Raw genomic sequence first — 25,993 nt, 5'->3', positions numbered from 1 at the left:
CGCCTACTTCCAGAACCCGGTGTTCGCGCCCATCGCGGCGGTGTAGTTGCCGTGCGCGTTCGCCCCCGACTGGCGCAGATGCGCCAACGCGGCGCGCATCTCGGCGGCTCCCTTCGACCACAGGGCGTGCGCGCGCTGGTATTCCTCGGCAGCGGTCGAGTCCCACAAATGCTTATAGGCCGCCGCCAACTGCTCGGCCTCCGCGATGTCCTCCTCGGCCCGCTTCTCGAAATCCGCGAGGTCATCGACCCGCTCGGCCAACGTCTCGTGATCGACGTGGTACCCCTCGCTCACCAGTTCAACCCCCCACCGCCAGCGCCCTGGATAGTGAGACCGCGCTGATTCGCCTGCTCCTGGGCCTGGTACTCGCGCGCCCCGTCCCCGACCTTCTCGCCCAGAAGATCAAGGCCCTGCTGCACGTCCTTCGCGCCCTGGTCGAACAAAGCGAACGCCTCGCGGAACGACGTGCCCGCCCCGCCCGACCAGCCCCCGTCAAGGAAGGCGGCCATGCGGTTCGAGAGGTTTTCCCGCCGTTCCGCGAACTGCGAAGCCAAACGGCTCGTGCGCACCGCGAGGTCGATAATGTCAGCAGGGATCGCGAACACATGACCGTCGCCCACGATCCGCTCCTCACGTCGTCTACAGAAAAGCCGCCACGTGCGGCCTTTCGCACGATCATCGCAGCCACCCAGAAAGACGTCAACACACGCGCCCGCCACCAGCGACAACGCCCCCAAATCGCCGTAGAGCCACGAACGCACGCCCTGCGAGGTAAAACTCTCCCCTGGGTACCAACCCCACATCGCGTCGGCATCATCGGAGGGCCAAAGACGCTCCCCTCGAGTACGGGTCTGACCCCCGCGAAAGGCGAAGATCGCAGATGAGGGATGCGGGCCACGGAAGCATGCATGAGCCTTTCACGCTGGTGATGTCCTTGCCTGTCGAGCCGCCGAACTACGCAGTCACTACGCAGCGGGTCCGCAAAACCATCTATACCACTACGGGAACAAACGTTCTATAGTCCGTGAAGAGCTTCGAGAAACAGGGGTTTGCCTGCGGATTCAACAGTGAGGCACAACGGCATCTCTCGACAGCAATCGAGCCGACTTCGTTCGGGACGAAGAGGCCGTGGGTTCGAATCCCGCCACCCCGACACTGTTGGTTGAGACAGTACAAGAGGGCTTGAGCAGTAGCGATACTGCTCAAGCCCTCTTGCTTTCTTTTGATATGCCCCCGGTTCTCCGGCACCTCGCGCGATAGGACGCTCGGGCGGCGGCGAGACCGCTTTTCACGCCGCCGCCGCGGCCACCCATCCGATCAGTTGGGCATGAGTGTCGCTCGTGGACGATCCGCTGGGGTGTTCACATCTGTTTGTTTGCTTCTTCCGCCGCTTGAGAACATATTGGACGTGCGTTTATCCGCTCACGCTATAACAGCGAAAAGGGATCGGCATTTCACTTTCCCGAATAACGGCCCAACAATAGTGGTTATGGCAGAAAAAATTCCGGAGACAGCTTGGAATGGAAGATACTACGAGGACTTCGCGGTGGGGGACCGTTACCGGCATCCCCTCGGCCGCACGCTCACCCGCACGGACAATATCTGGCTGACCTTGCTCTCGCAGAACTCCGCCCCGGTGCATTTCGACGCGCATTACGCGGCGCAGACCGAGTTCGGCAAGCCTCTGGTCGACTCGACCATCACGCTCGCGCTGGTCACCGGACAATCTGTCACTGATGTCTCACAACACGTTTTCGCGAACCTCGGATGGGACAGGGTGCGGCTGCCCCATCCCGTGTTCGAAGGCGACACCATCTACTCCGAGTCCGAAGTGCTCAGCGCGAGAGAGTCCGCATCGCGGCCCGAGGTCGGCATCATCGTCGTCCGAACCGTCGGGTTCAAACAAGACGGCACAGTGGTGATCGTCTTCGAGCGCACAATTATGGTGTACAAGCGCGGACACGGCCCCGTCGCCGAAGCGGTCGAGCCGAAATGGGACGAAGCAGCCCTGAAGGTGCTGCGATGAGCGGCCTGATCTCCAACACGAAGACGTGGCTGTTCGTCCCCGGCGACCGCCCGGAACGGTTCGAGAAAGCTGCGACGAGCGGCGCCCACGTCGTGGTCCTCGACTTGGAGGACGCGGTCGCCGCCGAACACAAGGAACCAGCGCGAGCCGCCGTGTCAGACTACTTGGGCGCCGCGGCCCAAGGCCCGGCGCTCGTCGTCCGGGTGAACTCGTCATCCTGCCCCGAAGGGCAAGCCGATTTCGAAGCGTTGCGCGCGCACTTGGCTCCGCGGGGACCGCTGCTCGCGGTCATGACGCCGAAAGCGACCATGTCCGACGTGCGGCTCGCGGTCGAGCGGCTCGGGACCGCTGCGCGCCTTGTCGCGCTCATCGAGAGCGGCCTCGGGGTGGAGCAGTCTTTCGAGCTCGCATCGCACCCGAATGTGCTCCGGTTGGCGTTCGGGGCGCTCGACTACGCGGCGGACGTGGGGGCGCAGCTGGCGCCCGAGTCCATCGCCTTCGCGGAGTCCAGGATCGTCAACGCTTCAGCCGCAGCAGGGGTGGCGAAGCCACTCGCCCGCCCCACCGTGCAACTCGACGACGTGAAGCTCCTGGCCAAGGAGACCGCCCACGCCCGCGTGATGGGCTTCGGCGGAAAGCTCTGCGTGCACCCTCGACAGATCGCACCAGTGGCAGCAGCGTTCGCCCCGACGCGCGATGAGATCGATTGGGCGCAGCGAGTCATCGCCGAGTCCGCGCACGGAGCAGTGCGGGTCGGAGGCGAAATGATCGACGCGCCGCAGATCCTGCGAGCGCGGAACATCCTCGAAGAAGCGAGCACGCCATGAATGCAGTTGTGGGACCCGCAGCTCTCGGCCCGGTTCCCGCAGAGCGGCTCCTGGACCACATCCAGCCAGGCACAGACGTGATCGCGCCGATCCTCGCCGGCGAGCCGGAATCGCTGGTCGACGCGTTGGAAGCGGGAAACGAGCGGCTCTCGCACGTGCGAATCCACAAGATGGACCCCTATCGCGATCGCGCGTACATCCGAGGCCAGTTCCGAGACCGGCTGCGCCATGTGGACTATTACCTTGGCCCTGGCTCGCGGCAGGCGTACTGGGACCGGGCGTGCGACCTGGTCCCGAACCACTTCTCCGAAATGCCCCGCCTTCTTCGCGAGAACACGGGCAACAGGATAGTGATCGCGGGCGCGAGCCTGCCCGACAAGCACGGCTACTTCTCGCTCGGCACGAACGCCGACTACTGCGCCGCGTTCATCGGCGAGGCCCCGTTCTTCCTCGAGGCGAACCACCAGATGCCCCGCACACACGGGCTCAACCAGATCCACATCAGCCAGGTGGCGGGCTGGACCGAGGTGAACCGGCCGCTCTACGAGCGCCACAACATGGGCGACGACCCGCGTGACCGCGCCATAGCAGAACATATCGTGGACAGGATCCCCGATGGCGCGTGCGTGCAGTTCGGCATCGGCAAGACCCCCGACAAAGTGGCCGAACTCCTGTGCGGGCACTGCGGCCTTGGCGTGCACACCGAAGTGTTCTCCGACGGGCTCATGCGGCTCGTTCGGTCCGGCGCCGCGACCGGGGAGGGCAAACGTCAGCAGCGGGGCAAGCACGTCACCACGTTCTGCCTCGGGTCTCGCGAGCTCTATGACTGGTTGGACGACAATCCCGCAGTCATGTTGATGCCCGTCGACCTGACCAACGACCCGAGGCGCATCGCAGAGGAGCGCAATGTGGTGTCGATCAACGCCACAACGGAAGTGGACCTCATGGGCCAAGCCGCGAGCGAGACGATCGCAGGGCGGTACTGGTCCTCGTCCGGCGGCCAGACGGACTTCGCCCGAGGCGCGATGTACTCCGAGGGCGGGCAGGCGTTCTTGGTGACGCATGCCGCGACATCGGCCGGGCGGAGTCGGATTCGCGTCCAGTTGACCCCGGGAAGCGTGGTCACCACGCTCAAAAACACTGTCGACCACGTCGTCACGGAGCACGGGGTGGCCCGGCTGCGCGGCAAGAGCCTCCGCGAGCGGGCCAAGGCGCTCATCGCCATCGCAGCTCCCGAGCACCGCGAGGAACTGACGCGCGGCGCCGAGGCGGCCGGGCTGATGTGAAAGAAAGCCCGGACCGCGAAGCGTCGCACCGCGCGCTTGAGACTGCCCCCGGGGCAACGCGCGAAGACTGCCATCAGGACGCGGGCCGCCCTCATGCCATGGCTGGGCGACACCCGCCGCCTGGATGACGCAGAGCGCGCCGGGAAGGGTTCGCTTGGCTCGGCCGACCCCAGTATGGGGGCGCTCATGCCCATGCCCTCTCGGCGGCGCACCGTCGTCTGAGATCTCTCGGACCGCGGCCGGTGTGCGGCCACTTCGGCACGCAGCAGCTCCGCTGCTCCCTCGATCATGCCGACGTTCCCAACGTTTGCGAGAGTCGGCAGAAACCTTCTCGAGCGACGCGTCTCCCCTGCCAAGATCACCCCATGCCAACCAACGATTTCTCCGACGTCGTTCGGGACGAGGATGCCGCGGGTTCGAATCCCGCCACCCCGGCGCTGTTGGTTGAGACAATGAAAATGCCCGGGTCTGCCGAAACGCCGACCAGGGCGTTTTGCTTTCTTCTGCCTGCTCGTGGCCTGCTTCTCCGGGCTGGCTTCTCGAGGCCGTGCCGCGCCCTGGTTGCAGCGCCCAGGCTGACGGCGTAGCATAACAGCCTGACTTTGTTGCGGCTTTGACGTGCGCATGATCAGGTGCGCGTATACTTGGCGAGCAACAACGCCGCGACCGTTGGGTCTTATGGGTGGTTTCGAAACCGTTCTGCTCGAACGCGCTGAGCGAGATGGGGCGGCCCCGTTTGGGACTGGCTGTCGTTTTTGCCGTGACAACTGAATCGCCCCATGCCCGGATCAATGGAAAGGAACAGACATGAAACCCGGAATCCACCCCGAATCACGCTACGTCGTCTTCCAGGACGCGAACACTGGAACTCAATTCATCACCCGCTCGACTGCGAACAGCGACCGAAAGACCGAGTGGAGCGACGGCAACAGCTACCCTTTGATCGTTGTGGACGTCACTTCGGATTCGCATCCGTTCTGGACCGGCTCGCAGCGCATGCTGGACAGCCAAGGCCGAATCGAGAAGTTCAACCGCAAGTACGGAAACCGCTCCCGCAAAGGAGCCTGATTGCCATAAGGCCGAGCGGCGGCGCCCACAATCCAGGGGGCTCCCTCTGCGCGGAGACCCGCTTGGGCGGTGCGCTGTTGGCTCGAATCCCGCCATATCGGCGCCCTTGCCTGAACACAGCGCTCTTGCTTGACAATGACATTGTCGCATGACTGCGACGGGCAAAAGAGGCTGGTCCGTGATTCTCACGGACCAGCCTCTTTTGCCCGTCGTGTCTGCCGCTCCTCGAGAGGCTCACGCACACAGCAGTGTTAGTTGAGGCCTTGCACGCGGCTCTTGGCGTCAGGGCCTTCGCATGTGAGCGTCCCAGAGCCTTGTTTCTGGTCGATTTGTTTCCCGAGCGCGCTGATGGAACACGAATACTGGATCGAGTTCAAACCGGGAAGTTTGACACCGCCCGCGCCGATCTCCACCGAGGAAGGGTCAAAGGCGGCGGTGAGGAAACTGTTGTCGCTGCCACCGTCAAGGGTCACCTGCTTCTTCCACGGCAGGGGCACGACTTCGACAGCGACATAGTCGCTTGCCTCAGTAGCGCTCACAGGAGTGTCTTTCGGGGGGACTTTTTTCAAATAAGAGACTCTGACTTTGCCCTCCCCTTGGGCGGTGACCTCGTACGTCACCACAGAGGCCGAGGATCCCGGCCCGCCCTTGCTGCACGCGGCCGATCCGCCAATCAGGAGCACTGAGCACACCAGAGAGCCCAGAGTCTTCGATGAGGTCTTGAACATAATGCTGTTTTCCTTTCCGACAGAAATCGCGTGACCGCGGCTCGCTGAGCTTGGACGGTTCCGACAGAGCGATTTCCCACAAATACCTGCCGTCGATTTGGAATTTTCCCTGCAATATCACATACGGAGAGCATCGTACGCCCCTCGTGCGCTCACAGGGAAGACCCGGCTGCCCCAAGGCTTGCTCAGAGCGGAAAACTTGCGCGCCGGCCCGCTCGAGGCGAATGCCGAGACCTCGCTGCGCAGCGAGAGAGAAACACGTATCCGACGGCGGCCTTCGCTCAGCCGCGCCCGGTGAAAAATAAGGTCCGTGGAAAAACGACAGCAGAGCGCCGCGCATGGGCCCGATGAGCATCAACGCATGCAACCGGTCGCACGGGAGCGGCCCCACCCTGCTGCGCCTCGGCCGCGCCGTCGCCTTGGGCGGGGCCGGACCTAGCCTCTTGAGGGATCGGCTTTGCCTGCGAGTTCTCGTCCGAAGAGGGCCGCGCGCAGGGCGCCCTCCCATTCGCTGGTGTCGCCGTGGCTTTCCTTGTAGCCAAGTTCGGCCAGCGCCTCGTCTATCTCCTGGTATTCGGCCTCAGTCAAATACGAGTGCCGTAATTCCAACTGGCGGTCCTCGCAGATCCGCTTGATCGCCAAGAGGATCGCGATCGCTGTGTCAGACATAGGTTCCAACATAGGGGGCTGCCCCGGCCTTTGTCAGCGGTCTCATGGCGTCGCGATGCTCACACACGCTCGGCGAGGTGACTCGGCCATGTTCGGGGCCGCAAACACAAACGCGGCGCGGGCACTGTGTGTTGCACGCATTAGAATGCGCTGATGAGCTGCTCGTTCAGACGTTGAAACGGAATTCCACGACATCGCCGTCGGCCATGACGTAGTCCTTGCCTTCCATGCGGACCTTGCCGGCCGCTTTGGCCGCCGCGTGGGACCCGGCGGCCACCAAATCGTCAAAACCCACCACCTCGGCCTTGATAAAGCCCTTCTCGAAGTCGGTGTGGATCACTCCGGCGGCTTTCGGCGCGGTGTCCCCCTGCCGGATAGTCCAAGCCCGTGCCTCTTTGGGGCCCGCGGTGAGGTACGTCTGCAGCCCGAGAGTGCGGAACCCTTCACGGGCGAGCGCGTCCAAGCCCGGCTCGTTTTGCCCGATGGATTCCAGCAGCTCGGCCTTGGACTCCTCGTCCAACTCTAAAAGCTCAGACTCGATCTTCGCGTCGAGGAACACGGCCTCGTTCGGCGCGACGCAGGCTTTGAGCTCGGCGATGCGGGTTTGGTCGGTCAGCACCGCCTCGTCCACGTTGAAGACGTAAAGGAAGGGCTTCGTGGTGAGCAGCGAGAGCTCTTTGAGAAGTTCGAGGTCTATTTTGTCCCGCGCCGAGAAGAGCGTCTTGCCCTCCGCGAGGACCGCTGCGGCTTGTTCGGCGGCGGCGAGCGTCTCGCTGAGGTCTTTCTTGTTCTTCGCCTCTTTCGAGAGCCTCGGCAAAGCCTTGTCGACGGTGGCGATGTCGGCGAGCACGAGTTCGGTCTCGATGGTCTCAATGTCCGACTTCGGGTCCACCCTGCCGTCCACATGGACGACGTCCGGGTCGGCGAACGCGCGGACCACTTGGCAGATCGCGTCGGCCTCGCGGATGTTCGCGAGGAACTTGTTGCCGAGCCCTGCGCCCTCGCTCGCGCCGGCGACCAGGCCCGCGATGTCCACGAAGGTCACCGAGGCGGGAACGGTCCGCTCTGAGCCGAAAATTTCCGCGAGCACGTCGAGGCGCTTGTCCGGCAGCGACACCACGCCGACGTTCGGCTCGATAGTGGCGAACGGGTAGTTCGCGGCGAGCACGCCCGCTCGGGTCAATGCGTTGAACAGAGTGGATTTGCCGACGTTCGGCAGCCCGACGATGCCAAGAGTTACGCTCACAAGGCGTTGACTTTACCCTGGCCGCTGGGTTCGACACACCAGAGCGAGCGCCCGAATGCACACGAATCCGACAAGAACCGGTACCTTTACAGGGTGCCCGTGAGATCGACCGAGAGGCCAGAAGCCCCCCTGCCGAAGCGCTCAGCGCTGGGCGGGTTGCCCGGTGTGCCCTGGTGGGGCGCAGTCGCCATTGCTGTCGGATGCACCGCTCTCGGCGCGGCCGGTGACATTCTCACGTCGGCGCCCTCGGTCACTGGCGCGTTCAACTGGCTCTACGCGATCGGCTGCGTGCTCGCGGCGCTCGTGGTGGCGAACGCGGGACTGTTCACGGCGGCCGTGCAGCCCTCGTTGATCCTGTTCGTCGCCGTGCCTTTGACGACGTGGCTCATCTCCCCGGGGCAGCAGGCTTCGACCAAGGCCGTCGTTTTGATCGCCCTCCCGCTCATCAGCCGGTTCCCGTGGATGGCGTGGGTTTCCGGGGTGGTGCTGGCGATCTGCCTCGTCCGATGGGCGCTTTGGCGCCTCGCCGCGCGCCGTGAGAGCGTCGCCGCGCGACGGGCGAAGACCAAGGCGACGAAGCCGTCCGGCGAACGCCGCGCGGCGTCCTCCGTTGCGCCGCCGCGCCGGCACAAGGGCTCGCCGGACGTCCCCGCGCGAAAGCCCGGCTTCGCCGACAGGCCAGAACCCAGGGACCTTCCGCTCGGCCCGCGCCGTCGGATAGAACTCCCCCCCGAGCGCAGAACTGCCGCCCGAAAGATCAGCGGCCAGGCGCGACCGAGGATCGACCCGCGCGGCCTCGAATCCCTGCGGCACGCCCCCGTCCGAGACGTGCCTCCCCTGCCGAACGGGGCGCGCTACCGCCAGGAGCCGCCGACCAGGAACGGTTCGTCGCCTTCCCGAAACGCCAGGCACGTCCTGCCGCCCGCACGGGTGCCCGCGCCGCCTGAGCCGAGGCAGGCCCCACGCAGACGGCGCTACGACTACGAAGACTGAAGCGCGCCCAAAGGGCTCGTTCAGCACAGGCATGAAGAATTATCTGCGGCTCGCCCGAACACCCGTGGGCAGGCTGAAGACAACTGTCTCTTGGGCGGTGACCACTTGCCGCACCTCGCAGAAACCGTGCCCGGCGAGCATCTCCAGCACGCCCTCCACAAGGATCTCCGGCACAGAGGCTCCCGAGGAGACGCCGACCGAACTGATTCCGTCCAGCCATGCCGGATCGATGTCTTTGGCGTAGTCCACGAGCTGCGCGGCCTTGGCCCCGGCCCCGAGGGCGACCTCCACGAGCCGCACCGAGTTCGACGAGTTGCGCGAGCCGACGACGATGACCAGGTCGCAGTCCGGAGCCATCGCCTTCACCGCGACCTGCCGGTTCTGGGTGGCGTAGCAGATGTCGTCGCTCGGCGGGTCTTGCAGATGCGGGAAGCGTTCGCGCAGCCTGGTGACGATTTGCATCGTCTCGTCCACGCTGAGGGTGGTCTGCGAGACCCAGACGAGTTTCGCGCCGTCACGGATCCGCACCCTCCCGACCGCTTCGACGCTGTCGACGAGCTGGACGTGCTCGGGAGCCTCCCCCGAAGTCCCTTCGACTTCCTCGTGGCCCTCGTGGCCGATGAGCAGGATGTCGTAGTCGTCGCGCGCGAAGCGTTTGACCTCTTGGTGCACTTTGGTGACCAGGGGGCAGGTGGCGTCGATCGTGCGCAGGCCGCGCTCGGACGCGAGGTCCCGGACCGCGGGCGAGATGCCGTGCGCGGAAAAGACCAGCAACTCCCCGTCCGGCACTTCGTCGGCCTCGTTGACGAAGACCACGCCCCGCTCGGCGAGGGTTTCCACCACATGCCGGTTGTGCACGATCTCCTTGCGGACGTACACCGGGGCGCCGTAACGAGCCAACGCCTCCTCGACGGCCTGCACGGCTCGGTCCACACCTGCGCAATAACCACGGGGCGAAGCCAGAAACACGACTTTCTGGTCCGTCGACAAAACAGCCACGCCTTCATGATACCGAGCCTGGCGCCCCTGTCCTCCCTGTGGCACTATGGGCGTATGAGTGGTGAAAGGGAGCCCAATCGCCCCCCAGTACTGGTCCGATTCGCTATTGGCGCGTTGGCGAAAAGTTACGAAGACTTCCGGTCGTGGACCGGGCAGGTGCAAGAAGACATCTCCCGACTCCCCGACGAGATCAAGAAAATTCCCGTGAACCTGGCCTCGCTGCCGGTCCAAGCGGTGACGAACGCGGTTTCGTCCGCGCTGCGGCTGCAACAGAATTTCAACTCGTTGGTCATCAAGGGCGACGAGACTTTGGACCTCATCTTCCAAAAGCCAGAGGAAAAACCCTCGTGGGCCACGTTCGACGAGGACGAAGACGACGAGATCCCGCCTCCGGCACTGGCCGACGCGGAGCAAGTCGCGACGGTCGCCCCGATCACGCGGCCAAGGCCCTCATCCGCGGCGAAACCCGGCGAGCAGCCCAAGCCGGAGCAAACCAGGCAACGCGCCACGCCCACGTCGCGGGCTAACGCGAAACCCGCTTCGGCCAAACCCGCCACGAGCAAGCCCACCGCCACGAAGCCTACGAGCGCAAAGCCGAAGACAGAGAAACCGGCTTCGTCCAAGCCGCCGGCCCGGTCGAAGCCCGCGGCGTCCAAGACCACCGCGAAGAAGCCGCCGGCTCCGAAAAGCTCCACCGCGCGCACATCCGAGCCCAAGCTGTCCGAACCGAAATCTCAAGCGCCGACAACAGCCCCCGCGAGCCGGGGAAACCGTCCCGAGTTGGTCGAATACCTCGAGTACGAGACGCTCTCCTTGGCGCAGTTGCGGGCGCGGGCGCGAAACCTCAGCGTCCCCGAGCTGCGCGAGCTGCTGTCCTTCGAACGGGACAACGACAACCGCCCCCCGTTCATCACCTTGTTGGAGAACCGGATCACCACGTCGGAGGCATGAGAGAACTCCGGCGAGCCTCGGCCAGCATGACAGAACATCCCATCGTGGCCGCACGGCCAAAAAATTCGTCGGGAATCCGCGCATGACAGCTTCCCCGAACAAAAGTGCCACCCTGGGCGAGGCTGCGGCAAACGGCGAGGACAATCCGTGGCCGGTGAAGACCGTGGCAATGAAGATCGCCGGTTGGATCGATCGGCTCGGAGCCGTCTGGATCACCGGGCAAATCGCCGAATTGAGCGCCCGGCATGGCGCCAGAGCCGCTTTTGTCACGCTGCGCGACACCGCCGAAAACGCCTCCTTGCAGATCATGTGCCCCATGGGGCTGCTCAAAGGGAACCCTGAGATCAAGGAGGGCGCAGAGGTCGTGGTGCACGGCAAACTCTCCTTCTACACCGCTCGAGGAACGCTCGCGATCTGGGCGGACACGATCCGCGCGGTGGGCGTCGGCGAACTTTTGGCCCGCATCGAACGATTGCGAAAACAATTCGCCGCCGAAGGCCTCAGCGACCCGAGGCGCAAACGTCCGTTGCCGTTCCTGCCCGGCGGCGTCGGCCTCATCACCGGCCGGGCCAGCGCCGCCCAGCAAGACGTGCTGTCCATCGCGAAGGCCCGCTGGCCTCAGGTGCGGTTTCACCTGCGAGAAGTCGCCGTGCAAGGACCTGGCTCGGCGCAGGCGGTGATCGCCGCGCTCAAAGAGCTGCAGGCGTCCTCAGAAGTCGAAGTGATCGTCCTCGCCCGAGGCGGCGGCAGCGTCGAGGACCTGCTGACGTTCTCGGAGGAGTCGCTTTGCCGAGCTGTGGCGGCGTGCCCTGTGCCCGTGGTGAGCGCGATCGGGCACGAAACGGACCGCCCGCTCAGCGACGATGTGGCCGACGTGCGCGCCGCGACTCCAACGGACGCGGCGAAACGCGTGGTCCCAGATGTGGCGGTGGAGCGCAGCAGGCTCCATGAGATGCGAGGCCGCTCCGCCGCCGCGCTGCGCGGCTGGGTGGAGCGCGAGCAGGCCCGGATCGCCTCGCTCGCGGCCCGGCCGGCCCTCTCAGACCCGCACGCCATGCTCCGCGCTCGGGCCGAAGGCCTGCGTGGCGCCAGAGACACGCTGCGGCGTTCCGTTCAGCGCCAAATCGAGCACGAGCGCCACGCGGTCGCCGCATCAGCCGCACGGCTCGCCGCGCTCGGACCAGCTGCGACGCTCGCGCGGGGGTACGCCTTGGTGCAGGGAGCGGATGGCGAGCTCGTTCGCGACCCCGCGCAGACCAAACCCGGCGACCGCCTGCGCATTCGCCTCGCGGACGGACTGCTCGGCGCGATGACCACGAAGGAGATCCCGTGACTGAAACCCGTCCGACCCAAGAACTCGGCTATGAAGAGGCCCGGGAGGAACTCGTCGACGTGGTGCGCCAGCTCGAACAGGGCGGGCTCAGCCTGGATGTGTCCGTGGCGCTGTGGGAGCGCGGCGAAGCACTGGTCAAACGCTGCGAAGAGCACCTTGACGGCGCCTCCAAGCGGGTGGAAGCGGTCTTGAACGAAGCGGAAGAGGCAGCCGCTGACCCGGAATCAGAAGAACCGCATCACTGAACCCTGTGGCCGGTTATTCGTGTTCGGCGTGGGCGATCGGAGCTGCGACCACTGCGGCGGCGAGGCGCTCGAACGCGCCGTCGTCGCCGTTCGTGGCGCAAAGCGCGATTCTTGAGCGGCCATCATCCCAAATCCACGCCTTGTTCGGACCTTGTCCCACGACCGCCCAATGCGCTGCGCCGGTGTCGCGCGCGCCTTTGTCCTCGCTCTTCGCCAAGCCCAGCCAGGAGATCACATCGGCAACAGCCGCGTCGGTCTGGGTGAGCCGGTAGGCGCGGCCGGCCGGGCTCAGATAGTTCACCGAGATCTGCTCGGACCGCAGGCCGGCGTTTTTCATATTCACTCTATTGATCTCGCCTCGGTCCACCGCGATGGTGCGCCACTGCTCGGGCGCGACCGGCGTGCGGACGGGAAACGGGAAGAACCGCGCGGCCTCTTCGAGCGATCGCTTCGCGTCCACATTTTTGATCTCGCTCACGGCCTTCGCGGGCCCGGAGAAACCGGAAGGGGAAAAGCTGCATTGCCCCGCGAGCCCCGCGACGAGGAGGCAGCCGAGCACCAGCGGCGCGAGCGACAGCAGCATGTCTCGCTGGTCGTGCAGCAACCGGTGCTTCTTCTGCGTGCTCATCTGTCTAGTCTGCCAGGGGCTCCGGTCGCGCGCCAATTCCCAAGCCGCAAGCTGCGCGGGACGCGCAAAGCCTTCACCGCCAACGCCCTGACGAGAGAAATCGCTTATGTGGCTTGACTGACCGATGACATGTGGAAATCGGGTATCCGCAACGGCGGGGTTGCTGTGCGCTGGAAGTAGTCTTTCCATTCCCTTGGCAGACTCCGCTCGGACGCTCCCGCTTGGCTGGCCCGGCGCAGGAGGTCGAGCGGGCTCTCGTTGAAGCGGAAGTTGTTCACCTCGCCCACCACCTTGCCGTCCTCCACGAGGTACACCCCGTCGCGCGTGAGGCCCGTGAGCAACAACGTCGCCGGGTCGAGCATGCGGATGTACCACAGGGTGGTGAGCAACAGGCCTCGCTCGGTCTGCGCCACCAGATCCTCGGTGCTGCCCTGCCCTCCGGTCAGGACGAGGTTGTCCGCCGGCACCGCGACCGGCTGCCCGAACTTCGCGGCCAGCGCCCTCGGGTACACGAGGCGCTCGATGACGCCGTCCTTGATCCAGTCGACGCGGCTGATGTCCAGGCCGTTGTCGAAAACAGACAGATGATCCCCCGACTCCGCAGTCGCCACAAAGGGCGCGCATGCGAGGCCCGGTTCTGCCGGGTCGCTGTAGAGGGACAGGCCCAGCGAGCCGAGCCGCTCCCCCACGCGGGTGCCGCCCGCGCGGGAGAACGGGCTGTGGCCCTCCTGCGCCGAACGCCCTTCCATGCACCAGTACAAGTAGATGAGCAGGTCGGCGACTGGACCGGGCGGCAGGATGGTCTCGTAGCGCCCTGCGGGCAGATCGATCTTCTTGCTCGACCACGAGATCCTGTTCGACAATTCCGCGAGCAGCCCGTCTGTGTCGAAGTCGGCGAAGTCCTCGGTGCTCCGGCCCGCCCAAACGCTGGCCGCTCCTTGTTTCGCGTTGATTTCGACCGAGCCTTGGGGCTGGGCGAACCTCTTGCGCAGCCCCGTGGACGATCCAAGGAAAGTGGTGGTGAGCTCGTGGTGCGCGAAACCGTACAACGTCGCCCCGCCCCGGCCCGCCGACGACTGCGGCACGGAGCCGAAGCCCTTCGGCAGGTCTCGGACGAGGCCCGAAAAGACTTCGACGTCCGTGGTCGGAGCTGGGCTGCCCCAATCCCCGTCGACGGCGCCGTCGACAAACGGGAGAGCTCCCTCTGCCGCGGGCAATGACCGCGCGGCGGCTTCGCTGCCCGCGACGAGTTCGGCGAGCTCGTCCGGGTCGGCGACGGTGGCGGTGCGCGTCCCGACGGACTCGCCGACCACCGAGACCACGGACACCGAACGGGAAAAGGACACGCCGTTCGTCGTCATGGTGCTGTTCGCCCAGCGCAACGAGGCTTCGCTCTTCTCCTGCACGATGACGGCGGTCTGGTCGGCCTTCGCGATGGAGAGCGCCGCGTCCACAAGATTTTGCGCGCTTGGCGCTTGCCTGCTCATGCCTTCCCTTCCTGCGCGGTGTTGAGCACTCTGACTTGCCGGAACAAGGCAGAGGGGCAGCCGTGGCTGACCGCTGCGACTTGTCCTGGTTGCGCTTTGCCGCAGTTGAACGCGCCCCCCAAAACCCAGGTGCTCTCGCCGCCGACGGCCTCCATGGAGCCCCAGAAGTCCGTGGTGGTCGCTTGGTACGCCACATCCCGCAGCTGGCCGGCGAGCTTGCCGCCTTCGATCCGCCAGAACCGCTGCCCGGTGAATTGGAAGTTGTAGCGCTGCATGTCGATGGACCACGACTTGTCGCCCTCGATATAGATCCCTTTCTCGACCGCGCCGATGAGCTCCTGCGTGCTGCGGTCGGTCTGCCGGTCCGGTTCAAGAGATATGTTCGCCATCCGTTGGATCGGCACGTGGTGCGCAGAATCGGCGTACGAGCAGCCGTTGGAGCGGTCAAGGCCGAGGCGGAGCGCGAATGCCCGGTCGAGCTGGTAACCGACCAGCAAGCCGTCTTTGACGATGTCCCAACGCCCGGTGGCCACGCCCTCATCGTCCCAGCCGACGGTCGCGAGGCCGTGCGCAATGTTCCGGTCGGCCGTGACGTGCATGATCGGGCTGCCGTATTGGAGCGCTCCGAGTTTGTCCGGGGTCGCGAACGACGTGCCCGCGTAAGCCGCTTCGTAGCCGATGGCCCGGTCGTACTCCGTGGCGTGGCCGATGGACTCGTGGATGGTGAGCCAAAGGTTGGAAGGCGCGATCACCAGGTCGGTCGGCCCCGCTGCGACGCTTGGGGCTTTGGCCTTCTCGGCGAGCAGCTGCGGCATGCGGGCCAATTCGTCCGCCCAGTCCCAACTGCCCCGCTCGTCCAGGTACTCCCAGCCTCGGCCGACCGGCGGGGCGAGGGTGCGCATCGTCTCGAACACGCCTGCTGCTTGGTCGACGGTGGTCGCCTCGAGCTGCGGATGCAGTCGGACGCGCTGCTGGGTGACGCGAGACCCTGCCAGGTCGGCGTAGAAGCTCTGCTCTTTGACCGTCAGGACGTGCGCTGTCGCGTGCGCCACGGGATCCGCGGCGAGAAGGCGCCCGCAATAGTCAGCGAGCAGCGCCACTTTCTCCGCTGTCGGCACGGAGAACGGGTCGCGTTCGTACTCGCCCACCCAGACGGCGTCCGGATAGACGGGCTCGTCCGCGAGCTGGACTCGTTCCACGGCGAGCGGGGCGAGCGAGCGAGCGATGAGGACGGCCTGCTTGGCGACGAGGACAGCGGACTCCGCGGTCATGCTCACGCTGGACGCGAAACCCCACACGCCGTCCACGAGGACCCGCACCGCGAACCCCGAACGGGTCGCGCTCGTGACGCTCTGCGGTTTCGCGTCGCGCAGGCTGATCGACTCCTCGGCGAGCCGATGCACCCGCAGATCCGCGTGGCTCGCCCCGAGCGATCTGGCCTCGGACAGCGCCGCGTCGGCGAGCTGCCCGAGCGGCAAGGCTAAGAAATCCGAATCGACGGAAGGCATATGAGCGAGCCTACAGCCCCTTATGCGCGGACGTCGCCCATCAGGTCGGCAATTTTGGCCACCGTCTCGGCGCGTTTGGGGTCACGGCTGCACAAGGTCGCCGACACGATGGAATAGCCGCTCAGCCTCGCCTCAGAGGCGCAGCCCCAGTATGTCGAACCGCCTTGGAGGTTCTCCCATCTCGCTTTGCTGGAGGTGAGCTCGTGCACCTTGGGCAGCCACGGGGTGACCGTGCCCAGTTTGCTCTTCGAAGAGATCATCCGGTTGTCGCATCTGGAGAAATTTCTGGTCATGCCGTCATAGGCGCTCCGAGCTGCCGCTTCGCCGGGGTATTGCACCATGATCTCTTCTATCCAGACATCGCTCACCGTGTCGACGAACGGGGGGTGGGCGCTCTTCGCGTCGGCGAGGACAAGCCTTCGGAACTTCGTCCAGGACTGCCCCCACTGGTCGGCGTAGCCCGCTTCTCCCACCAGCTGGCATTCGGCGGGCATGACCGACCACTCCGAGGAGTCGGGCTTGTCGTGCCAAGAGAGCTCAGTGACCTCAGGTTTGAGGAACTGGTTGAGCGTCGGCGACAACGGCAGAACCGGATCGTCCAGGCCCGCTCGCTCCGCGACGGCAGGCTTCGGGCCCTGTGACTGCTGAGCTGGCCCGCATCCTGGGGTGAGCGCGGCCAGCAAAACGAGAGCAAGCACAGCGGCACGCGGTCTCATGACTGACGCTCACCTCCTCAGGGGAATGCCTGGGGGCGGTCACATGCCGCCCCGCCGCATCAGGTAGAGCCGATGCTAGCAGCAAACCGCACGCTCCGCAGAGGGGTCTACTACACTTCCGATCTATGACTTCCCCTTCTGGCACGCATCATCACGAGGTTCCCGCCCACCCGGTCTCGCCAGACCGCAACCTCGCGATGGAACTCGCCCGCGCCACCGAGGCCGGCGCTCTCGCCGCGGGGCGTTGGGTGGGGAGAGGCCAGAAAGAGGCTGGCGACGGGGCGGCTGTCAACGCCATCCGCCAATTGCTGGCGACCGTGTCCATGCGCGGCGTCGTCGTGATCGGCGAGGGCGAGAAGGACAACGCCCCGATGCTCTACAACGGCGAAGAGGTCGGCGACGGCGACGGCCCCGACTGCGACGTCGCCGTGGACCCTGTGGACGGCACCACGCTCATGAGCAAGGGGATGCCCGGGGCCATCGCCGTCCTCGCCGTGGCCGACCGGGGCGCGATGTTCGACCCCTCTGCTGTTTTCTACATGCGCAAGATCGCGACCGGCCCCGAAGCCGCCGACGTCATCGACATCACCGCGTCCACGGCCGAGAACATCGCCCGGGTCGCCAAGGCGAAAGGGGTCGAGCCGTCGGACGTCACCGTGGTCGTCCTCGACCGGCCCCGCCACCACGATCTGATCGGTGAGATCCGAGAGACCGGCGCGCGGATCCGCCTGATCTCTGACGGCGATGTGGCGGGCGCGATCGCGGCTGCCCGGCCTGGCTCGGGCACGGACATTTTGATGGGGATCGGCGGGACGCCGGAAGGCATCATCGCCGCCGCCGCGATCCGCTGCCTCGGCGGCGCGTTCCAAGCCGTCCTCGCACCGACCGACGAAGCCGAGCGCCAGAAGGCCGTCGACGCTGGGCACGACCTCAACCGAGTCCTGCACGCCACAGACCTCGTCGCGGGCGACAACATCTTCTTCGCCGCCACCGGGGTCACCGACGGGGACCTTTTGCGCGGGGTCCGCTACCACGGCTCCCGCGCCACGACGCAGACCATTGTCATGCGCTCGACCTCCGGCACGGTCCGGATCATCGACGCGGACCACCGGATCACGAAGCTCAAAGAGTACAGCGACCTCGTTTAGCGAGGGTCCTGCGACGGCGCGTCCTCGTTCAAGGTGAACCACGGGGCGGGCTCGGGCGAGAGCGGCACGTCGTAATGCGTGAGCATCCATTGCGCGATCTCATGGAAAAGCGGGGCGGCCGTCTGGTGGCCGGACCCGTCCGCGCCCCTGGGCGGCGCGTCCATGTACAGGCCCACGACAAACCTCGGGTTGTCTGCTGGGGCGATGCCGGCGAAGGTGATGTTGTTGTGGAAGTCCTCGTAGTAGCACCCGCAGTCCGGGTTCACCTGCTGGCCGGTTCCGGTCTTGCCGCTGATCTGATACCCGGCGACGCGAGCGGTGGAGCCGGTCCCCTGCTGATAGCCCATGGGGTCTTTCTGGGTGATCGCGCGGAACATGTCGCGCACAGTCCGCGCCGACTCCGGCCGGACGACCTGGACCCCGGCAGGCCGAGGCTCCAGACGGCCTGCGATGGAGCGGATGATCCGGGGCGGCATCCGCAACCCGTCGTTCGCGATGGCCTGGTACATGTCGGTCATCTGCAACAGGGTCATCGACAAGCCTTGGCCGATCGGCAGGTTCGCGAAGGTGGAGCCGGACCATTGGTCGCGCGGCGGGACTTGTCCTTCGCTCTCCCCCGGCAGGCCGACATCGGTGCGCTGCCCGAGGCCGAACTTGTTGACCAAGTCCATGAATCGGTCTTCCCCGAGACGCTGCGCCAGCATGAGCGTGCCGATATTGGACGAGAAGCCGAAGATGCCGGTCGTGGTGTAGTGCAGAGTGCCGTGGCCGAGGAAGTCGTGGATCGTCGCCCCGCCCATCTGGAGCAGGCCCGGCACAGGGATCACCTCGTCCGGGGTCGAGAGACCGTATTCGATGACTCCCGAAGCAGTGATGACCTTGTTCACAGAGCCGGGCTCGAACGGGCTGGAAACAGCAAGATTCCCCAAGCTGTCTGGATTGGCGTTGCCAAGGCCGAGCGCGGGGTTGAACGTCGAATCATTGGCCATGGCCAGCACTTCGCCGGTTTTCGCGTCCAGCACCACCGCGCTCACATGTTTCGCGCCCGATTTCACGAGCGCCTCTTGGAGCCGCTCCTGCACGTAGTACTGCGTGTCCGCGTCGATGGTGAGCTGCACGTCCGAGCCGTTCACGGCAGGACGGCGGTCTCTCCAGCTCCCTGGAATGACGCCGCCGTCGCTGGTCCGGTCATAGGTCACTGCGCCGTCATGGCCCGCGAGCTCAGAGTCCAAACTCGCTTCCAGCCCGATCTGGCCGTGGCCTTCGTCGCCGGTCGAGCCGACGAGATTGGCCCCGAGGGAATCGTTCGGGTAGACGCGGACGTTCTGCGGCTCTGAACCGACGTCCGGGAAACGCTCGGAGATCTTCTCCGCGACTTGCGGGTCCACCTGTTTGGCGAGATAAACGAAGGACTTGTCGGACCGCAAATTGGCCAAGAGCTCCGTCTCGCCCACCGAACCGCCGAGCGCGTCGTGTACGCCCTTGGCGATCTGCGCCAGCTTGTCCTGCGCCGCAGGAGCGGTCGCAGGGTGCGCGGCGTGTTCTTTCTCGAATTTCGCTTGGATCCGCTGCGGTTGGAACGTGAGCTTGCGCAACTGGACGGTGAACGCGAGCTTGCGACCGTTGCGGTCGGTGATGACGCCGCGCACGGCGGGGTCGACGATGGTGACCGAACGCTGGTTCGCGGCCTCCGAGTTGTAATGATCGGCCCAAATCGTCTGGATGAAGACCAGTTGCACCGCCACCGCGCCGAGCGCGAGGTACGTCACTGCGAGCCCGACCCTGCGGCGAGCGGTGAACCAGTGCAGCGGGCCGCGCAATTTGGCGAGCGGCGCGCGGGCCGCGGCGAACGCGGTTCGGCGGGCTCGGTCACTCATGCGATTCCTGTTCGGGTTGGTCCATGTGCTGTGATTGGGCCGGTGTGTTTGGCAGGGATGCTACTGGGTCGGGGGCCTGGAGCGGGGGAGGCGCGGGGTCCAGCGGCGCAGGGCTCCCTGCTTGCGGCGCAGGCGCGGCGGGAAGCCCTGGGAACATATCGGAGGGCTGCGCAGTCGAAGCTTGGTTCGCCGTCTGCGACAGCGGCGACACCGGGTTGACCGGCGGAAGCGAAGAAACCTGCGGGTCGGCGGAGCCGGGCTGCGTCTGCTCGGGCGCTTCGGCCTGCGGGGCCTGGTCGGGGGAATCGGGCGCGATCTGCGACGGGCGGACCCGTTCCACGGAGTCGTCCAACTCGGTGGGGGCAGGTGCGGCGGGCGGAGGAGCTGCCTCGTGCGACGTTCCGGAGTTGTTCGGAACGGGCGGCTGCCTCTTGGACGGATCGCCTGGTTTCGAGGGCTCGCCGTCGAGCGGCACTTCTGGCGCTCCCTCTGCGGGCTTGAGGTCGCCGACGACTTGCACAGAGCCGTCCGGTTGCGGCACGAACTTTGCGACGTCCCTGGCGGGCACCATGCCGAGCTCCCCGGCCCGCCGAGCGAGCTCGGTCACTGACTGGCCACGCTCCATATCGCGCTCAAGCCGCTCCTGCTCCTGTTGGAGCTCGCGGTTGTGCCCGCGCATCGCGGAAAGGGTCGAAGCGTCCTCTGTGGACCTGGTCGCGAGCCAGAGCGTCGCGACCAGCCCCACGGCTAAAAGCCCCATAACGCCAATCACAAAAGGCACCCGGCGCAGCAGTTCTCTGGACGGAACGGCGATCATCCACCAGAGCTTCTCCCCGTCCGGCAGCGACGGCAGGGCCGAGCGGGCGAATCCCTTCGAAGCGTTGCGGCTCGCTTGCCGACGGCTCGACTCCACAATCGGGCGCCGTTCGCTGCCGTGGCCCATGCGCATATCGCGGCGCCGCAAGGCGCGAGCGGCTGCTTTTGAACGCTGCCGCGTCGCGGGGGCGGCACTCGCCTTTGCTCCGTTGCGCGTCACCGGTCCACCTCTGCGTGGGGAATCCTTTCGACACCGCGAAGCCGAACCGACGCGGCGCGGGAGTTCTGCGCGATCTCCTCGTCGCTCGCCAATTCTGCTCCACGGGTGAGCGAGACGAATTCCGCCGCGAAACCAGGGAGTTCGACCGGGAGTCCGATCGGCGTCCGAGAAGTCGTCGCTCGGGCGAATGCTTCTTTCACGATCCGGTCCTCAAGCGACTGGTAGGCGAGAACGACGATGCGGCCACTAGGCGCAAGGGCGGCGAGGGCCTTCGGCAACGCCGCCCTGAGGCTGCCGAGCTCGTCGTTCACTTCGACTCGGAGCGCTTGGAATGTGCGCTTCGCCGGATGCCCTCCAGTGCGTTTCGCCTTCGCGGGGATCGCGTCGTCGATGAGCCGGACAAGCTCGGCGCTGCTGGAGAGCGGGGCCGTGGACCTCCTGCGGACTATCGCGGCCGCGATCCTGGAGGCGAACCGCTCCTCGCCGTATGTTCTCAGGACGCGGGCCAGCTCGCGCTCCTCGTATGTGGCCAGAACTTCCGCTGCGGTGAGCTCCGCCGAGGAGTCCATGCGCATGTCGAGCGGGGCCTCTTTCGAGTAGGCGAAACCTCGCTGGGCTTGGTCGAGCTGCATCGAGGACACCCCGAGGTCGAGCAAATAACCGTTCGCGGCCTCGTCGCCGAGCGCGTGCTCCACTTCGTCAAAGCGAGCGTGGACGAAACGAACACGATCAGCCAACGCGCCGAGGCGAGCGCGGGCCACCTCGATCGCCTTCTCGTCGCGATCAACACCGACCACCCGCAACGCTGGGAAGCGCTCCAGAAGCGCCTTCGTGTGGCCGCCAAGGCCGAGTGTGGCGTCCACGAGGACTGGATTGGGCGCGCTCAGCGCTGGGGCCAGGAGCTGCACGACCCGGTGCAGCAGGACAGGAACGTGTTGCGGCTCTTGCGCTGACATCAGGCCTCCTCTGGACAACGAGCCGCCTCGTCTTCGACGGCCAGCCGAATGCCGATCTGGCGCCGGGGAAGCGCGCCAGATCGGCATTCGGCTGGCCGTCGAAGACGAGAGCATGGCCGCCATGCCTACAAAATCCCGTCGAGAGAAGCGTCTTGCGCCTGCACGTAGCCCTCTTCGTTCTCCTCGGCGTACCGCTGCCAAGCCTCTGCGTCCCAGATCTCCAAAAAATCGATTGCCCCGTTGACCACGCAATCCCTGCGCAAACCGGCGTATCTGCGATGGTCGGTCGACAGGACGACACGGCCCTGCGCGTCTGGACGCTGCTCGTCCGCGCCTGCGGCGAAATTACGCACAAACGCCCTCGCTTGCGGATTCGACCTGGACGCGGCGGCGGCTTTCCTGGCCAGTTCGGCGAAATGATCCCTCGGGTACACCGCGAGGCTGCGGTCCGGACCTTTCGTCACCACGAGCCCCCCTGCGAGCGCTTCGCGGAATTTCGCGGGGAGCGTGAGCCTGCCTTTGTCGTCGAGCCGAGGAGCGTAAGTGCCGAGAAACATGGCCTCACCTCAGCTCCTTACCCGTACCGACCACGTCAGGTTTTCCTGGACGTAGCCACCACACTACCCCACTTTCCCCCACTTTCCAACACATTTGGCCACACAAAAGGAAAAAGACAAGAAAAAACCCGGATCAGGAGGTGGAAACGACCTGATCCGGGTTTTTTGCGCCGGGTGGGTGGAAGTGGGGGGCCGCTACTCGCGCTCGAACCGTCTGCGGAAACGGTTCTCCATGCGCTCGCTCAGACCTGCCTTGCGATTCCCTCCGGAGGCCTGACGAGCCTGCGCGCCCCGAGGCCGGTTCTCACCGCCGACCGCGCCAGAGTCTCCCGAGGACCAAAGCCAGCGGATGCCAGCGATGAACATGATGACGAATCCGACCAGGCTCAGGATGGGGAAAGAGCCGGGGAAACGGAACGGAAGAACCACTCCAAGAACGAGAAGCACCAGGCCGACCGAGAAGAGGACCACGGCTTGGAGGCCGGTCCTGCTCGACGGAGCCCGAAGACCCTTGCCCCAGGACGCGGACGCGAACTTGGGGTCCTCTGCGTACAAGGCGCTCTCGATCTCGTCGAGCACCCGCTGCTCATGTTCAGAGAGTGGCATAGCATCCCTCCTCAGGTCTTCGCTTCGCCAAGGCGATCAGCACTCGGTAGGGAGGGTCCGCTTACTTGAACACCTCTTGCAGAAATCATACGCCCCCTTCCGCCGGACGTCACGCGGGCTCGGCCAGAAATTTGAGCCCCTCAGCAGCTCACGCGGTCTTGCGCTCCCGCTCGGATTGGACTGCTCCGCAACCGGCCCCTGCCCGCAAGAAATCTTCCACATCGCAGAGGAACTCGCCGACCTGGCGGACAAAACCATGCAGTTGCTCCTCGTCCGGAACGTCCGCCGTCCCGGCCTGAGCCAGTGCCCTCATCTTCGAGGTCCGATGAAAATGTTGCGCCCACAGCTCGAAACCGGGGACTTTCGCAAGCCGAGCCCAAGCATTGCGGTCCGCCCGCCTGCCTCCTGGCTGTTCGACTGAGACGAGCAGGGCTCCGGCGCCGCCGAGCGCCGCCTGATAGGCCCGCAAGAACCGCTCCAGCGGGTCTCCCGGCTCCATCGCTGCGAACAAGCGGGCGTCAGCCCTGCGCAGCAGTTCCCCGCAAAGCCCCGGCTTGCTGCCCCGGACAAACGTCATGGCCCCGTGCTTGAAGGTTCTTGTGATCTTCATCGTTCCTCACTTCCGGGTGGGTGAAACCAAAAACCAGGCCTCACAGTTATGGTGGTGACATCAGGCCTGTCGCGGCGACGTTCGCCGCGGCGGGCCAATCACTTGAGAAGATTGTGCACAAGGGCACTGACAAAAAGGTGGCGTTCGTTGGATAACCTCACTGGGCTGGAGGTGCGCGACCTATCGGCGACAGTTTTCCTGGCAAGGCTCCATGACGCGCTCACCCTGTACATCACCGCTATGGGGTACTCGCCCGATGTGATCTCCTACCGGGCCCAGCCTTGGCGCGATGACACGCAGCGACCAGGCTGGCAGGCTGTCGGCGCGTTCACGCCCGGACGAAGCGCGAACGGCGGCGACGAACTCATTGGGTTCGCATACGCCTACACAGGAAGCCCGAACCTGCCCTGGCACCAACATGTCGCGAGAGCCGCGCATCGGTTTGGGCAAGGCGGCCGGTTGGCCACCGGCATGCTGGACGACTACGTGGAACTCACCGAGATACATGTCCGCCCCGGATTGCAGGGGCTCGGCGTCGGCGAGACATTGCTGCGCCGTCTGATGTCGGGCAGAACCGAGTCGCATGTGCTGCTTTCAACCCCAGAGGTCGCTTTGGAGGCAAACCGCGCGTGGCGGCTCTACCGCAAACTGGGCTTTGTCGACGTCATCCGCCAGATGCGGTTCCCAGGGGACGCGCGGCCATTCGGGATTCTCGGCCGGTCGCTGCCCCTTGAGCGGGTCGCCGAGCCAGGGGCGCCGATCAGCTGAAGGACAGTTCCCTCACCGAACGCTCCTCGTTCACCAAACTCTCGTCGTCGCCCGGCTCTCGCACGCTTGGCTTCTTCTTGCGCCAAAACGTGGCGGCGGCAAGGAACGACACCACGGCGCCAAAGAGCATCGCCGGAACCGAGTACATCTGCTGGTCGCCGTTCAAACCGAACATGAAGAGGAGCGCAGCGGAGCAAAACACCACCACGGACCGCACTGTCGAGGAACCGTTCACGACGAAAACGGCAGAGATGGCCAGCGGCCAGCTGAAGTACCAGGGGAACGAGGCTGCCGTGAACTCGATCGTGGCAATCATGGCCAAAACGGCTCCCACCAGTGCCCGAGTGCCAACAGTCTGACTGGTGTCGCCCGCGAACTGCTGTCGGATGAAACGCTCCGCTTTGCCGGAGAGGCCGGGACGGCTGGATTCGGTCACTGACGCTTCTTGCACAGACCAGAGCGGTTCGCGCCAGAGCCACCAGAAGGCCGCCAAAGCCGCCGCCAAGGCGACCGTGAAGACGCTCCGAGTCGTGTCGAGGACGCTCTGGATGTTCCAGTCGAAGAGCTGGCCGATCGTGATGGTCAACAGCTGCGCCACGGCAGTGGGCGCGGCCAACCAGTTCACGACGACTAGGGTGTCGGAGATCTGATCGCTCCAGCCAAGGTCGACGCCCGCGACGAATGTGAAGAGGGCGAACAAGCCGACAGTGATGGCGACGACCTTGGCGACCACTTTGGCGTACTCCCCCAAAGCCGACAGAGGCCGAGCGCTCATGGTGAGGCTGTTCTGACGCGCGATTTGCGCCAACCAGATCCAACCGACGAACGGCAGCGCCAAACCAGCGGTCGCCTTGACGCACGCGGCAGTCACCACGAGCGCGACGCCGCAGTGCTGCTGGCCGCGCAAGGTCAAAACCAGGCCAGAGGTCAACAGGCCGACCATCAGCATCTCGTTGTGGGCGCCGCCGATGACGTTCACCACCATGAGCGGGTTGAGCAGCACCAGCCAGACAGCGGCCTCGGGCTTCTTGCCGAAGTGCTTGGACAGAGCCACAACCGCCCAGAAGGTCAGCGCCACCCCTGGCAGCATGATGATCCTGGTGAGGATCACGCCTGGGACAATGTGGTTGCCCACAACGGTGGTGAGCAGCTTCATGATGAGCATGAACAGCGGGCCGTACGGGGAACCGGTGGTGGACCACACCTCCGCGACGTTGTCCGCGTAGATCCCGGGGTTCATCACCGGGCCGTCGCTGTACGGGTTGTGCCCGTCGCGGAGCAGCGCGCCTTGGGCGAGGTAGGAGTACGGGTCGCGGGTGTAGAGCGGCGCGGCCACGAGGAGCGGGGCCACCCAGGAAGCCATGGCGCGGACGAGCCAGCGCATTCCGACAACGCCCGCAAGGACCAACCGGCCCGCGCGGACCCAGGCCAAGATGACGAGGCAGAGCCCGAGCCAGCCGAGGTACGTCGAGATGTCCCGGCCGTGGCCGAAGCGCATCCAAGAAAGATGCGTCTCCTCAAGGGCCTGGTCATGCTTGAGGCCTCCGGCGACCGCGACGCTGATGAACGCCAGCAGGCAGGCGCCAAGAGCGCCGAGGGCGATCGTCCAGCCCTTGCTGAGCGCGGCCGCAGAACTCGCCTCGTCGGATTCCGTCTCGCTGCCCGGCTTCAATGCCGCAGAGAGGACGCTCTGCGCCTCATCTCCTATCATTGGGATAGCCAACA

Annotated in this window: 27 protein-coding genes; 10 read left to right on the top strand and 17 right to left on the bottom strand. The window is 65.6% G+C overall.

Annotated elements, in window-relative coordinates:
- Positions 1 to 3 precede the first annotated feature (3 nt).
- Both SROT_RS05520 and SROT_RS16700 read right to left on the bottom strand, forming a co-directional pair.
- Positions 4 to 294, bottom strand: a complete 291-nt coding sequence (locus SROT_RS05520) for a WXG100 family type VII secretion target (RefSeq protein WP_013138029.1) — start codon at positions 292 to 294, stop codon at positions 4 to 6.
- Positions 291 to 620 (bottom strand): WXG100 family type VII secretion target, encoded by a 330-nt coding sequence (locus SROT_RS16700; RefSeq protein ID WP_013138028.1) that lies wholly within the window; start codon positions 618 to 620, stop codon positions 291 to 293. Before SROT_RS16700 ends, SROT_RS05520 begins: the two co-directional genes overlap by 4 nt.
- Positions 621 to 1,489: 869 nt before the next feature.
- Between SROT_RS16700 and SROT_RS05510 the strand changes: the two genes are divergently transcribed.
- The 4 genes from SROT_RS05510 to SROT_RS05490 all read left to right on the top strand — a co-directional run bounded on the left by SROT_RS05510 (position 1,490) and on the right by SROT_RS05490 (position 5,207).
- The gene (locus tag SROT_RS05510; protein WP_013138027.1) at positions 1,490 to 2,026 is read left to right on the top strand and encodes a MaoC family dehydratase; all 537 of its coding nucleotides are present in this window, start codon (positions 1,490 to 1,492) and stop codon (positions 2,024 to 2,026) included.
- A complete protein-coding gene (locus SROT_RS05505; RefSeq protein WP_013138026.1) occupies positions 2,023 to 2,853 on the top strand; it encodes an HpcH/HpaI aldolase/citrate lyase family protein in 831 nt (276 codons plus the stop codon). The genes SROT_RS05510 and SROT_RS05505 overlap by 4 nt, the downstream gene beginning before the upstream one ends.
- Positions 2,850 to 4,139, top strand: coding sequence for an acetyl-CoA hydrolase/transferase family protein (locus SROT_RS05500; protein ID WP_013138025.1), 1,290 nt, complete (start codon positions 2,850 to 2,852; stop codon positions 4,137 to 4,139). The genes SROT_RS05505 and SROT_RS05500 overlap by 4 nt, the downstream gene beginning before the upstream one ends.
- A gap of 807 nt (positions 4,140 to 4,946) precedes the next feature.
- Positions 4,947 to 5,207, top strand: a complete 261-nt coding sequence (locus tag SROT_RS05490; protein WP_013138024.1) for a type B 50S ribosomal protein L31 — start codon at positions 4,947 to 4,949, stop codon at positions 5,205 to 5,207.
- A 251-nt stretch (positions 5,208 to 5,458) separates the two neighbouring features.
- Here SROT_RS05490 and SROT_RS05485 read toward each other — a convergent pair whose 3' ends face one another.
- From SROT_RS05485 to ychF, 3 genes are all read right to left on the bottom strand, one after another.
- Positions 5,459 to 5,935 (bottom strand): hypothetical protein, encoded by a 477-nt coding sequence (locus tag SROT_RS05485; RefSeq protein WP_013138023.1) that lies wholly within the window; start codon positions 5,933 to 5,935, stop codon positions 5,459 to 5,461.
- A gap of 435 nt (positions 5,936 to 6,370) precedes the next feature.
- Positions 6,371 to 6,604: a hypothetical protein gene (locus SROT_RS05480; protein ID WP_041406970.1), complete on the bottom strand. Its 234-nt coding sequence runs from the start codon at positions 6,602 to 6,604 to the stop codon at positions 6,371 to 6,373.
- Positions 6,605 to 6,770: 166 nt separating this feature from the next.
- A complete protein-coding gene (gene ychF, locus SROT_RS05475) occupies positions 6,771 to 7,850 on the bottom strand; it encodes a redox-regulated ATPase YchF (protein WP_013138021.1) in 1,080 nt (359 codons plus the stop codon).
- Positions 7,851 to 7,949: 99 nt separating this feature from the next.
- Between ychF and SROT_RS05470 the strand changes: the two genes are divergently transcribed.
- Complete coding sequence (locus SROT_RS05470; protein WP_013138020.1) at positions 7,950 to 8,843, top strand: DUF6542 domain-containing protein; 894 nt, start codon at positions 7,950 to 7,952, stop codon at positions 8,841 to 8,843.
- Between the two features lie 39 nt (positions 8,844 to 8,882).
- On the opposite strand, the gene SROT_RS05465 is transcribed toward SROT_RS05470, so the two are convergent.
- Positions 8,883 to 9,842: a 4-hydroxy-3-methylbut-2-enyl diphosphate reductase gene (locus SROT_RS05465; RefSeq protein WP_013138019.1), complete on the bottom strand. Its 960-nt coding sequence runs from the start codon at positions 9,840 to 9,842 to the stop codon at positions 8,883 to 8,885.
- Between the two features lie 114 nt (positions 9,843 to 9,956).
- Between SROT_RS05465 and SROT_RS05460 the strand changes: the two genes are divergently transcribed.
- The 3 genes from SROT_RS05460 (at position 9,957) to SROT_RS05450 (ending at position 12,371) form a co-directional block, all read left to right on the top strand.
- Positions 9,957 to 10,793 carry a hypothetical protein gene (locus SROT_RS05460; protein WP_187288063.1) on the top strand — a complete coding sequence of 279 codons (837 nt, stop codon included), beginning with the start codon at positions 9,957 to 9,959 and terminating at the stop codon, positions 10,791 to 10,793.
- Positions 10,794 to 10,875: 82 nt separating this feature from the next.
- Positions 10,876 to 12,126, top strand: a complete 1,251-nt coding sequence (xseA, locus tag SROT_RS05455) for an exodeoxyribonuclease VII large subunit (protein ID WP_013138017.1) — start codon at positions 10,876 to 10,878, stop codon at positions 12,124 to 12,126.
- Entirely contained in the window at positions 12,123 to 12,371 is a 249-nt protein-coding gene (locus SROT_RS05450) for an exodeoxyribonuclease VII small subunit (RefSeq protein ID WP_013138016.1), read from the top strand. The genes xseA and SROT_RS05450 overlap by 4 nt, the downstream gene beginning before the upstream one ends.
- Positions 12,372 to 12,384: 13 nt before the next feature.
- Here SROT_RS05450 and SROT_RS05445 read toward each other — a convergent pair whose 3' ends face one another.
- The 4 genes from SROT_RS05445 to SROT_RS05430 form a co-directional block, all read right to left on the bottom strand.
- Positions 12,385 to 12,999, bottom strand: a complete 615-nt coding sequence (locus SROT_RS05445; RefSeq protein ID WP_013138015.1) for a DUF4245 domain-containing protein — start codon at positions 12,997 to 12,999, stop codon at positions 12,385 to 12,387.
- Between the two features lie 104 nt (positions 13,000 to 13,103).
- Positions 13,104 to 14,486 (bottom strand): metallopeptidase TldD-related protein, encoded by a 1,383-nt coding sequence (locus SROT_RS05440; RefSeq protein WP_013138014.1) that lies wholly within the window; start codon positions 14,484 to 14,486, stop codon positions 13,104 to 13,106.
- Positions 14,483 to 15,994, bottom strand: a complete 1,512-nt coding sequence (locus SROT_RS05435) for a TldD/PmbA family protein (protein WP_013138013.1) — start codon at positions 15,992 to 15,994, stop codon at positions 14,483 to 14,485. The genes SROT_RS05440 and SROT_RS05435 overlap by 4 nt, the downstream gene beginning before the upstream one ends.
- 20 nt (positions 15,995 to 16,014) lie before the next feature.
- Positions 16,015 to 16,710 (bottom strand): sensor domain-containing protein, encoded by a 696-nt coding sequence (locus tag SROT_RS05430; protein ID WP_013138012.1) that lies wholly within the window; start codon positions 16,708 to 16,710, stop codon positions 16,015 to 16,017.
- A 125-nt stretch (positions 16,711 to 16,835) separates the two neighbouring features.
- Here SROT_RS05430 and glpX point away from each other — a divergent pair, with 125 nt between their 5' ends.
- Positions 16,836 to 17,858, top strand: a complete 1,023-nt coding sequence (gene glpX, locus SROT_RS05425; protein ID WP_013138011.1) for a class II fructose-bisphosphatase — start codon at positions 16,836 to 16,838, stop codon at positions 17,856 to 17,858.
- Here the strand turns inward: glpX and SROT_RS05420 are convergent.
- From SROT_RS05420 to SROT_RS05395, 6 genes are all read right to left on the bottom strand, one after another.
- The gene (locus SROT_RS05420; RefSeq protein ID WP_013138010.1) at positions 17,855 to 19,735 is read right to left on the bottom strand and encodes a peptidoglycan D,D-transpeptidase FtsI family protein; all 1,881 of its coding nucleotides are present in this window, start codon (positions 19,733 to 19,735) and stop codon (positions 17,855 to 17,857) included. The genes glpX and SROT_RS05420 overlap by 4 nt on opposite strands.
- The gene (gene ftsL, locus SROT_RS05415) at positions 19,728 to 20,678 is read right to left on the bottom strand and encodes a cell division protein FtsL (RefSeq protein WP_245535366.1); all 951 of its coding nucleotides are present in this window, start codon (positions 20,676 to 20,678) and stop codon (positions 19,728 to 19,730) included. Before ftsL ends, SROT_RS05420 begins: the two co-directional genes overlap by 8 nt.
- A gap of 89 nt (positions 20,679 to 20,767) precedes the next feature.
- A complete protein-coding gene (gene rsmH / locus SROT_RS05410; RefSeq protein WP_013138008.1) occupies positions 20,768 to 21,727 on the bottom strand; it encodes a 16S rRNA (cytosine(1402)-N(4))-methyltransferase RsmH in 960 nt (319 codons plus the stop codon).
- A 125-nt stretch (positions 21,728 to 21,852) separates the two neighbouring features.
- Complete coding sequence (gene mraZ, locus SROT_RS05405; protein ID WP_013138007.1) at positions 21,853 to 22,284, bottom strand: division/cell wall cluster transcriptional repressor MraZ; 432 nt, start codon at positions 22,282 to 22,284, stop codon at positions 21,853 to 21,855.
- A gap of 195 nt (positions 22,285 to 22,479) precedes the next feature.
- Positions 22,480 to 22,890 carry a DUF3040 domain-containing protein gene (locus SROT_RS05400; protein WP_013138006.1) on the bottom strand — a complete coding sequence of 137 codons (411 nt, stop codon included), beginning with the start codon at positions 22,888 to 22,890 and terminating at the stop codon, positions 22,480 to 22,482.
- A gap of 148 nt (positions 22,891 to 23,038) precedes the next feature.
- A complete protein-coding gene (locus tag SROT_RS05395) occupies positions 23,039 to 23,500 on the bottom strand; it encodes an SAV_6107 family HEPN domain-containing protein (protein WP_013138005.1) in 462 nt (153 codons plus the stop codon).
- Positions 23,501 to 23,647: 147 nt separating this feature from the next.
- On the opposite strand from SROT_RS05395, the gene SROT_RS05390 reads away from it, so the two are divergent.
- The gene (locus SROT_RS05390) at positions 23,648 to 24,268 is read left to right on the top strand and encodes a GNAT family N-acetyltransferase (RefSeq protein WP_013138004.1); all 621 of its coding nucleotides are present in this window, start codon (positions 23,648 to 23,650) and stop codon (positions 24,266 to 24,268) included.
- On the opposite strand, the gene mptB is transcribed toward SROT_RS05390, so the two are convergent.
- A complete protein-coding gene (mptB, locus tag SROT_RS05385; RefSeq protein WP_013138003.1) occupies positions 24,261 to 25,991 on the bottom strand; it encodes a polyprenol phosphomannose-dependent alpha 1,6 mannosyltransferase MptB in 1,731 nt (576 codons plus the stop codon). The two genes, SROT_RS05390 and mptB, sit on opposite strands and share 8 nt — an antisense overlap.
- Positions 25,992 to 25,993 lie beyond the last annotated feature (2 nt).

It is taken from the genome of Segniliparus rotundus DSM 44985 (genome assembly GCF_000092825.1).
GTDB classification, from domain to species: Bacteria; Actinomycetota; Actinomycetes; order Mycobacteriales; family Mycobacteriaceae; genus Segniliparus; species Segniliparus rotundus.
Note: the sequence above shows the minus strand (reverse complement) of the source record. Positions and strands in the feature narration are given on the sequence as shown.

What these genes read in the sequence shown, in the direction of transcription:
- SROT_RS05430 (WP_013138012.1), bottom strand. Translation starts at nt 16,710, where the DNA reads ATGAGACCGCGTGCCGCTGTGCTTGCTCTCGTTTTGCTGGCCGCGCTC.
- SROT_RS05510 (WP_013138027.1), top strand. Translation starts at nt 1,490, where the DNA reads ATGGCAGAAAAAATTCCGGAGACAGCTTGGAATGGAAGATACTACGAG.
- ftsL (WP_245535366.1), bottom strand. Translation starts at nt 20,678, where the DNA reads ATGGGCCACGGCAGCGAACGGCGCCCGATTGTGGAGTCGAGCCGTCGG.
- SROT_RS05435 (WP_013138013.1), bottom strand. Translation starts at nt 15,994, where the DNA reads ATGCCTTCCGTCGATTCGGATTTCTTAGCCTTGCCGCTCGGGCAGCTC.
- glpX (WP_013138011.1), top strand. Translation starts at nt 16,836, where the DNA reads ATGACTTCCCCTTCTGGCACGCATCATCACGAGGTTCCCGCCCACCCG.
- SROT_RS05420 (WP_013138010.1), bottom strand. Translation starts at nt 19,735, where the DNA reads ATGAGTGACCGAGCCCGCCGAACCGCGTTCGCCGCGGCCCGCGCGCCG.
- SROT_RS05500 (WP_013138025.1), top strand. Translation starts at nt 2,850, where the DNA reads ATGAATGCAGTTGTGGGACCCGCAGCTCTCGGCCCGGTTCCCGCAGAG.
- SROT_RS05400 (WP_013138006.1), bottom strand. Translation starts at nt 22,890, where the DNA reads ATGCCACTCTCTGAACATGAGCAGCGGGTGCTCGACGAGATCGAGAGC.
- SROT_RS05490 (WP_013138024.1), top strand. Translation starts at nt 4,947, where the DNA reads ATGAAACCCGGAATCCACCCCGAATCACGCTACGTCGTCTTCCAGGAC.
- rsmH (WP_013138008.1), bottom strand. Translation starts at nt 21,727, where the DNA reads ATGTCAGCGCAAGAGCCGCAACACGTTCCTGTCCTGCTGCACCGGGTC.
- SROT_RS05505 (WP_013138026.1), top strand. Translation starts at nt 2,023, where the DNA reads ATGAGCGGCCTGATCTCCAACACGAAGACGTGGCTGTTCGTCCCCGGC.
- SROT_RS05480 (WP_041406970.1), bottom strand. Translation starts at nt 6,604, where the DNA reads ATGTCTGACACAGCGATCGCGATCCTCTTGGCGATCAAGCGGATCTGC.
- SROT_RS05440 (WP_013138014.1), bottom strand. Translation starts at nt 14,486, where the DNA reads ATGAGCAGGCAAGCGCCAAGCGCGCAAAATCTTGTGGACGCGGCGCTC.
- xseA (WP_013138017.1), top strand. Translation starts at nt 10,876, where the DNA reads ATGACAGCTTCCCCGAACAAAAGTGCCACCCTGGGCGAGGCTGCGGCA.
- SROT_RS05445 (WP_013138015.1), bottom strand. Translation starts at nt 12,999, where the DNA reads ATGAGCACGCAGAAGAAGCACCGGTTGCTGCACGACCAGCGAGACATG.
- mraZ (WP_013138007.1), bottom strand. Translation starts at nt 22,284, where the DNA reads ATGTTTCTCGGCACTTACGCTCCTCGGCTCGACGACAAAGGCAGGCTC.
- SROT_RS05395 (WP_013138005.1), bottom strand. Translation starts at nt 23,500, where the DNA reads ATGAAGATCACAAGAACCTTCAAGCACGGGGCCATGACGTTTGTCCGG.
- SROT_RS05485 (WP_013138023.1), bottom strand. Translation starts at nt 5,935, where the DNA reads ATGTTCAAGACCTCATCGAAGACTCTGGGCTCTCTGGTGTGCTCAGTG.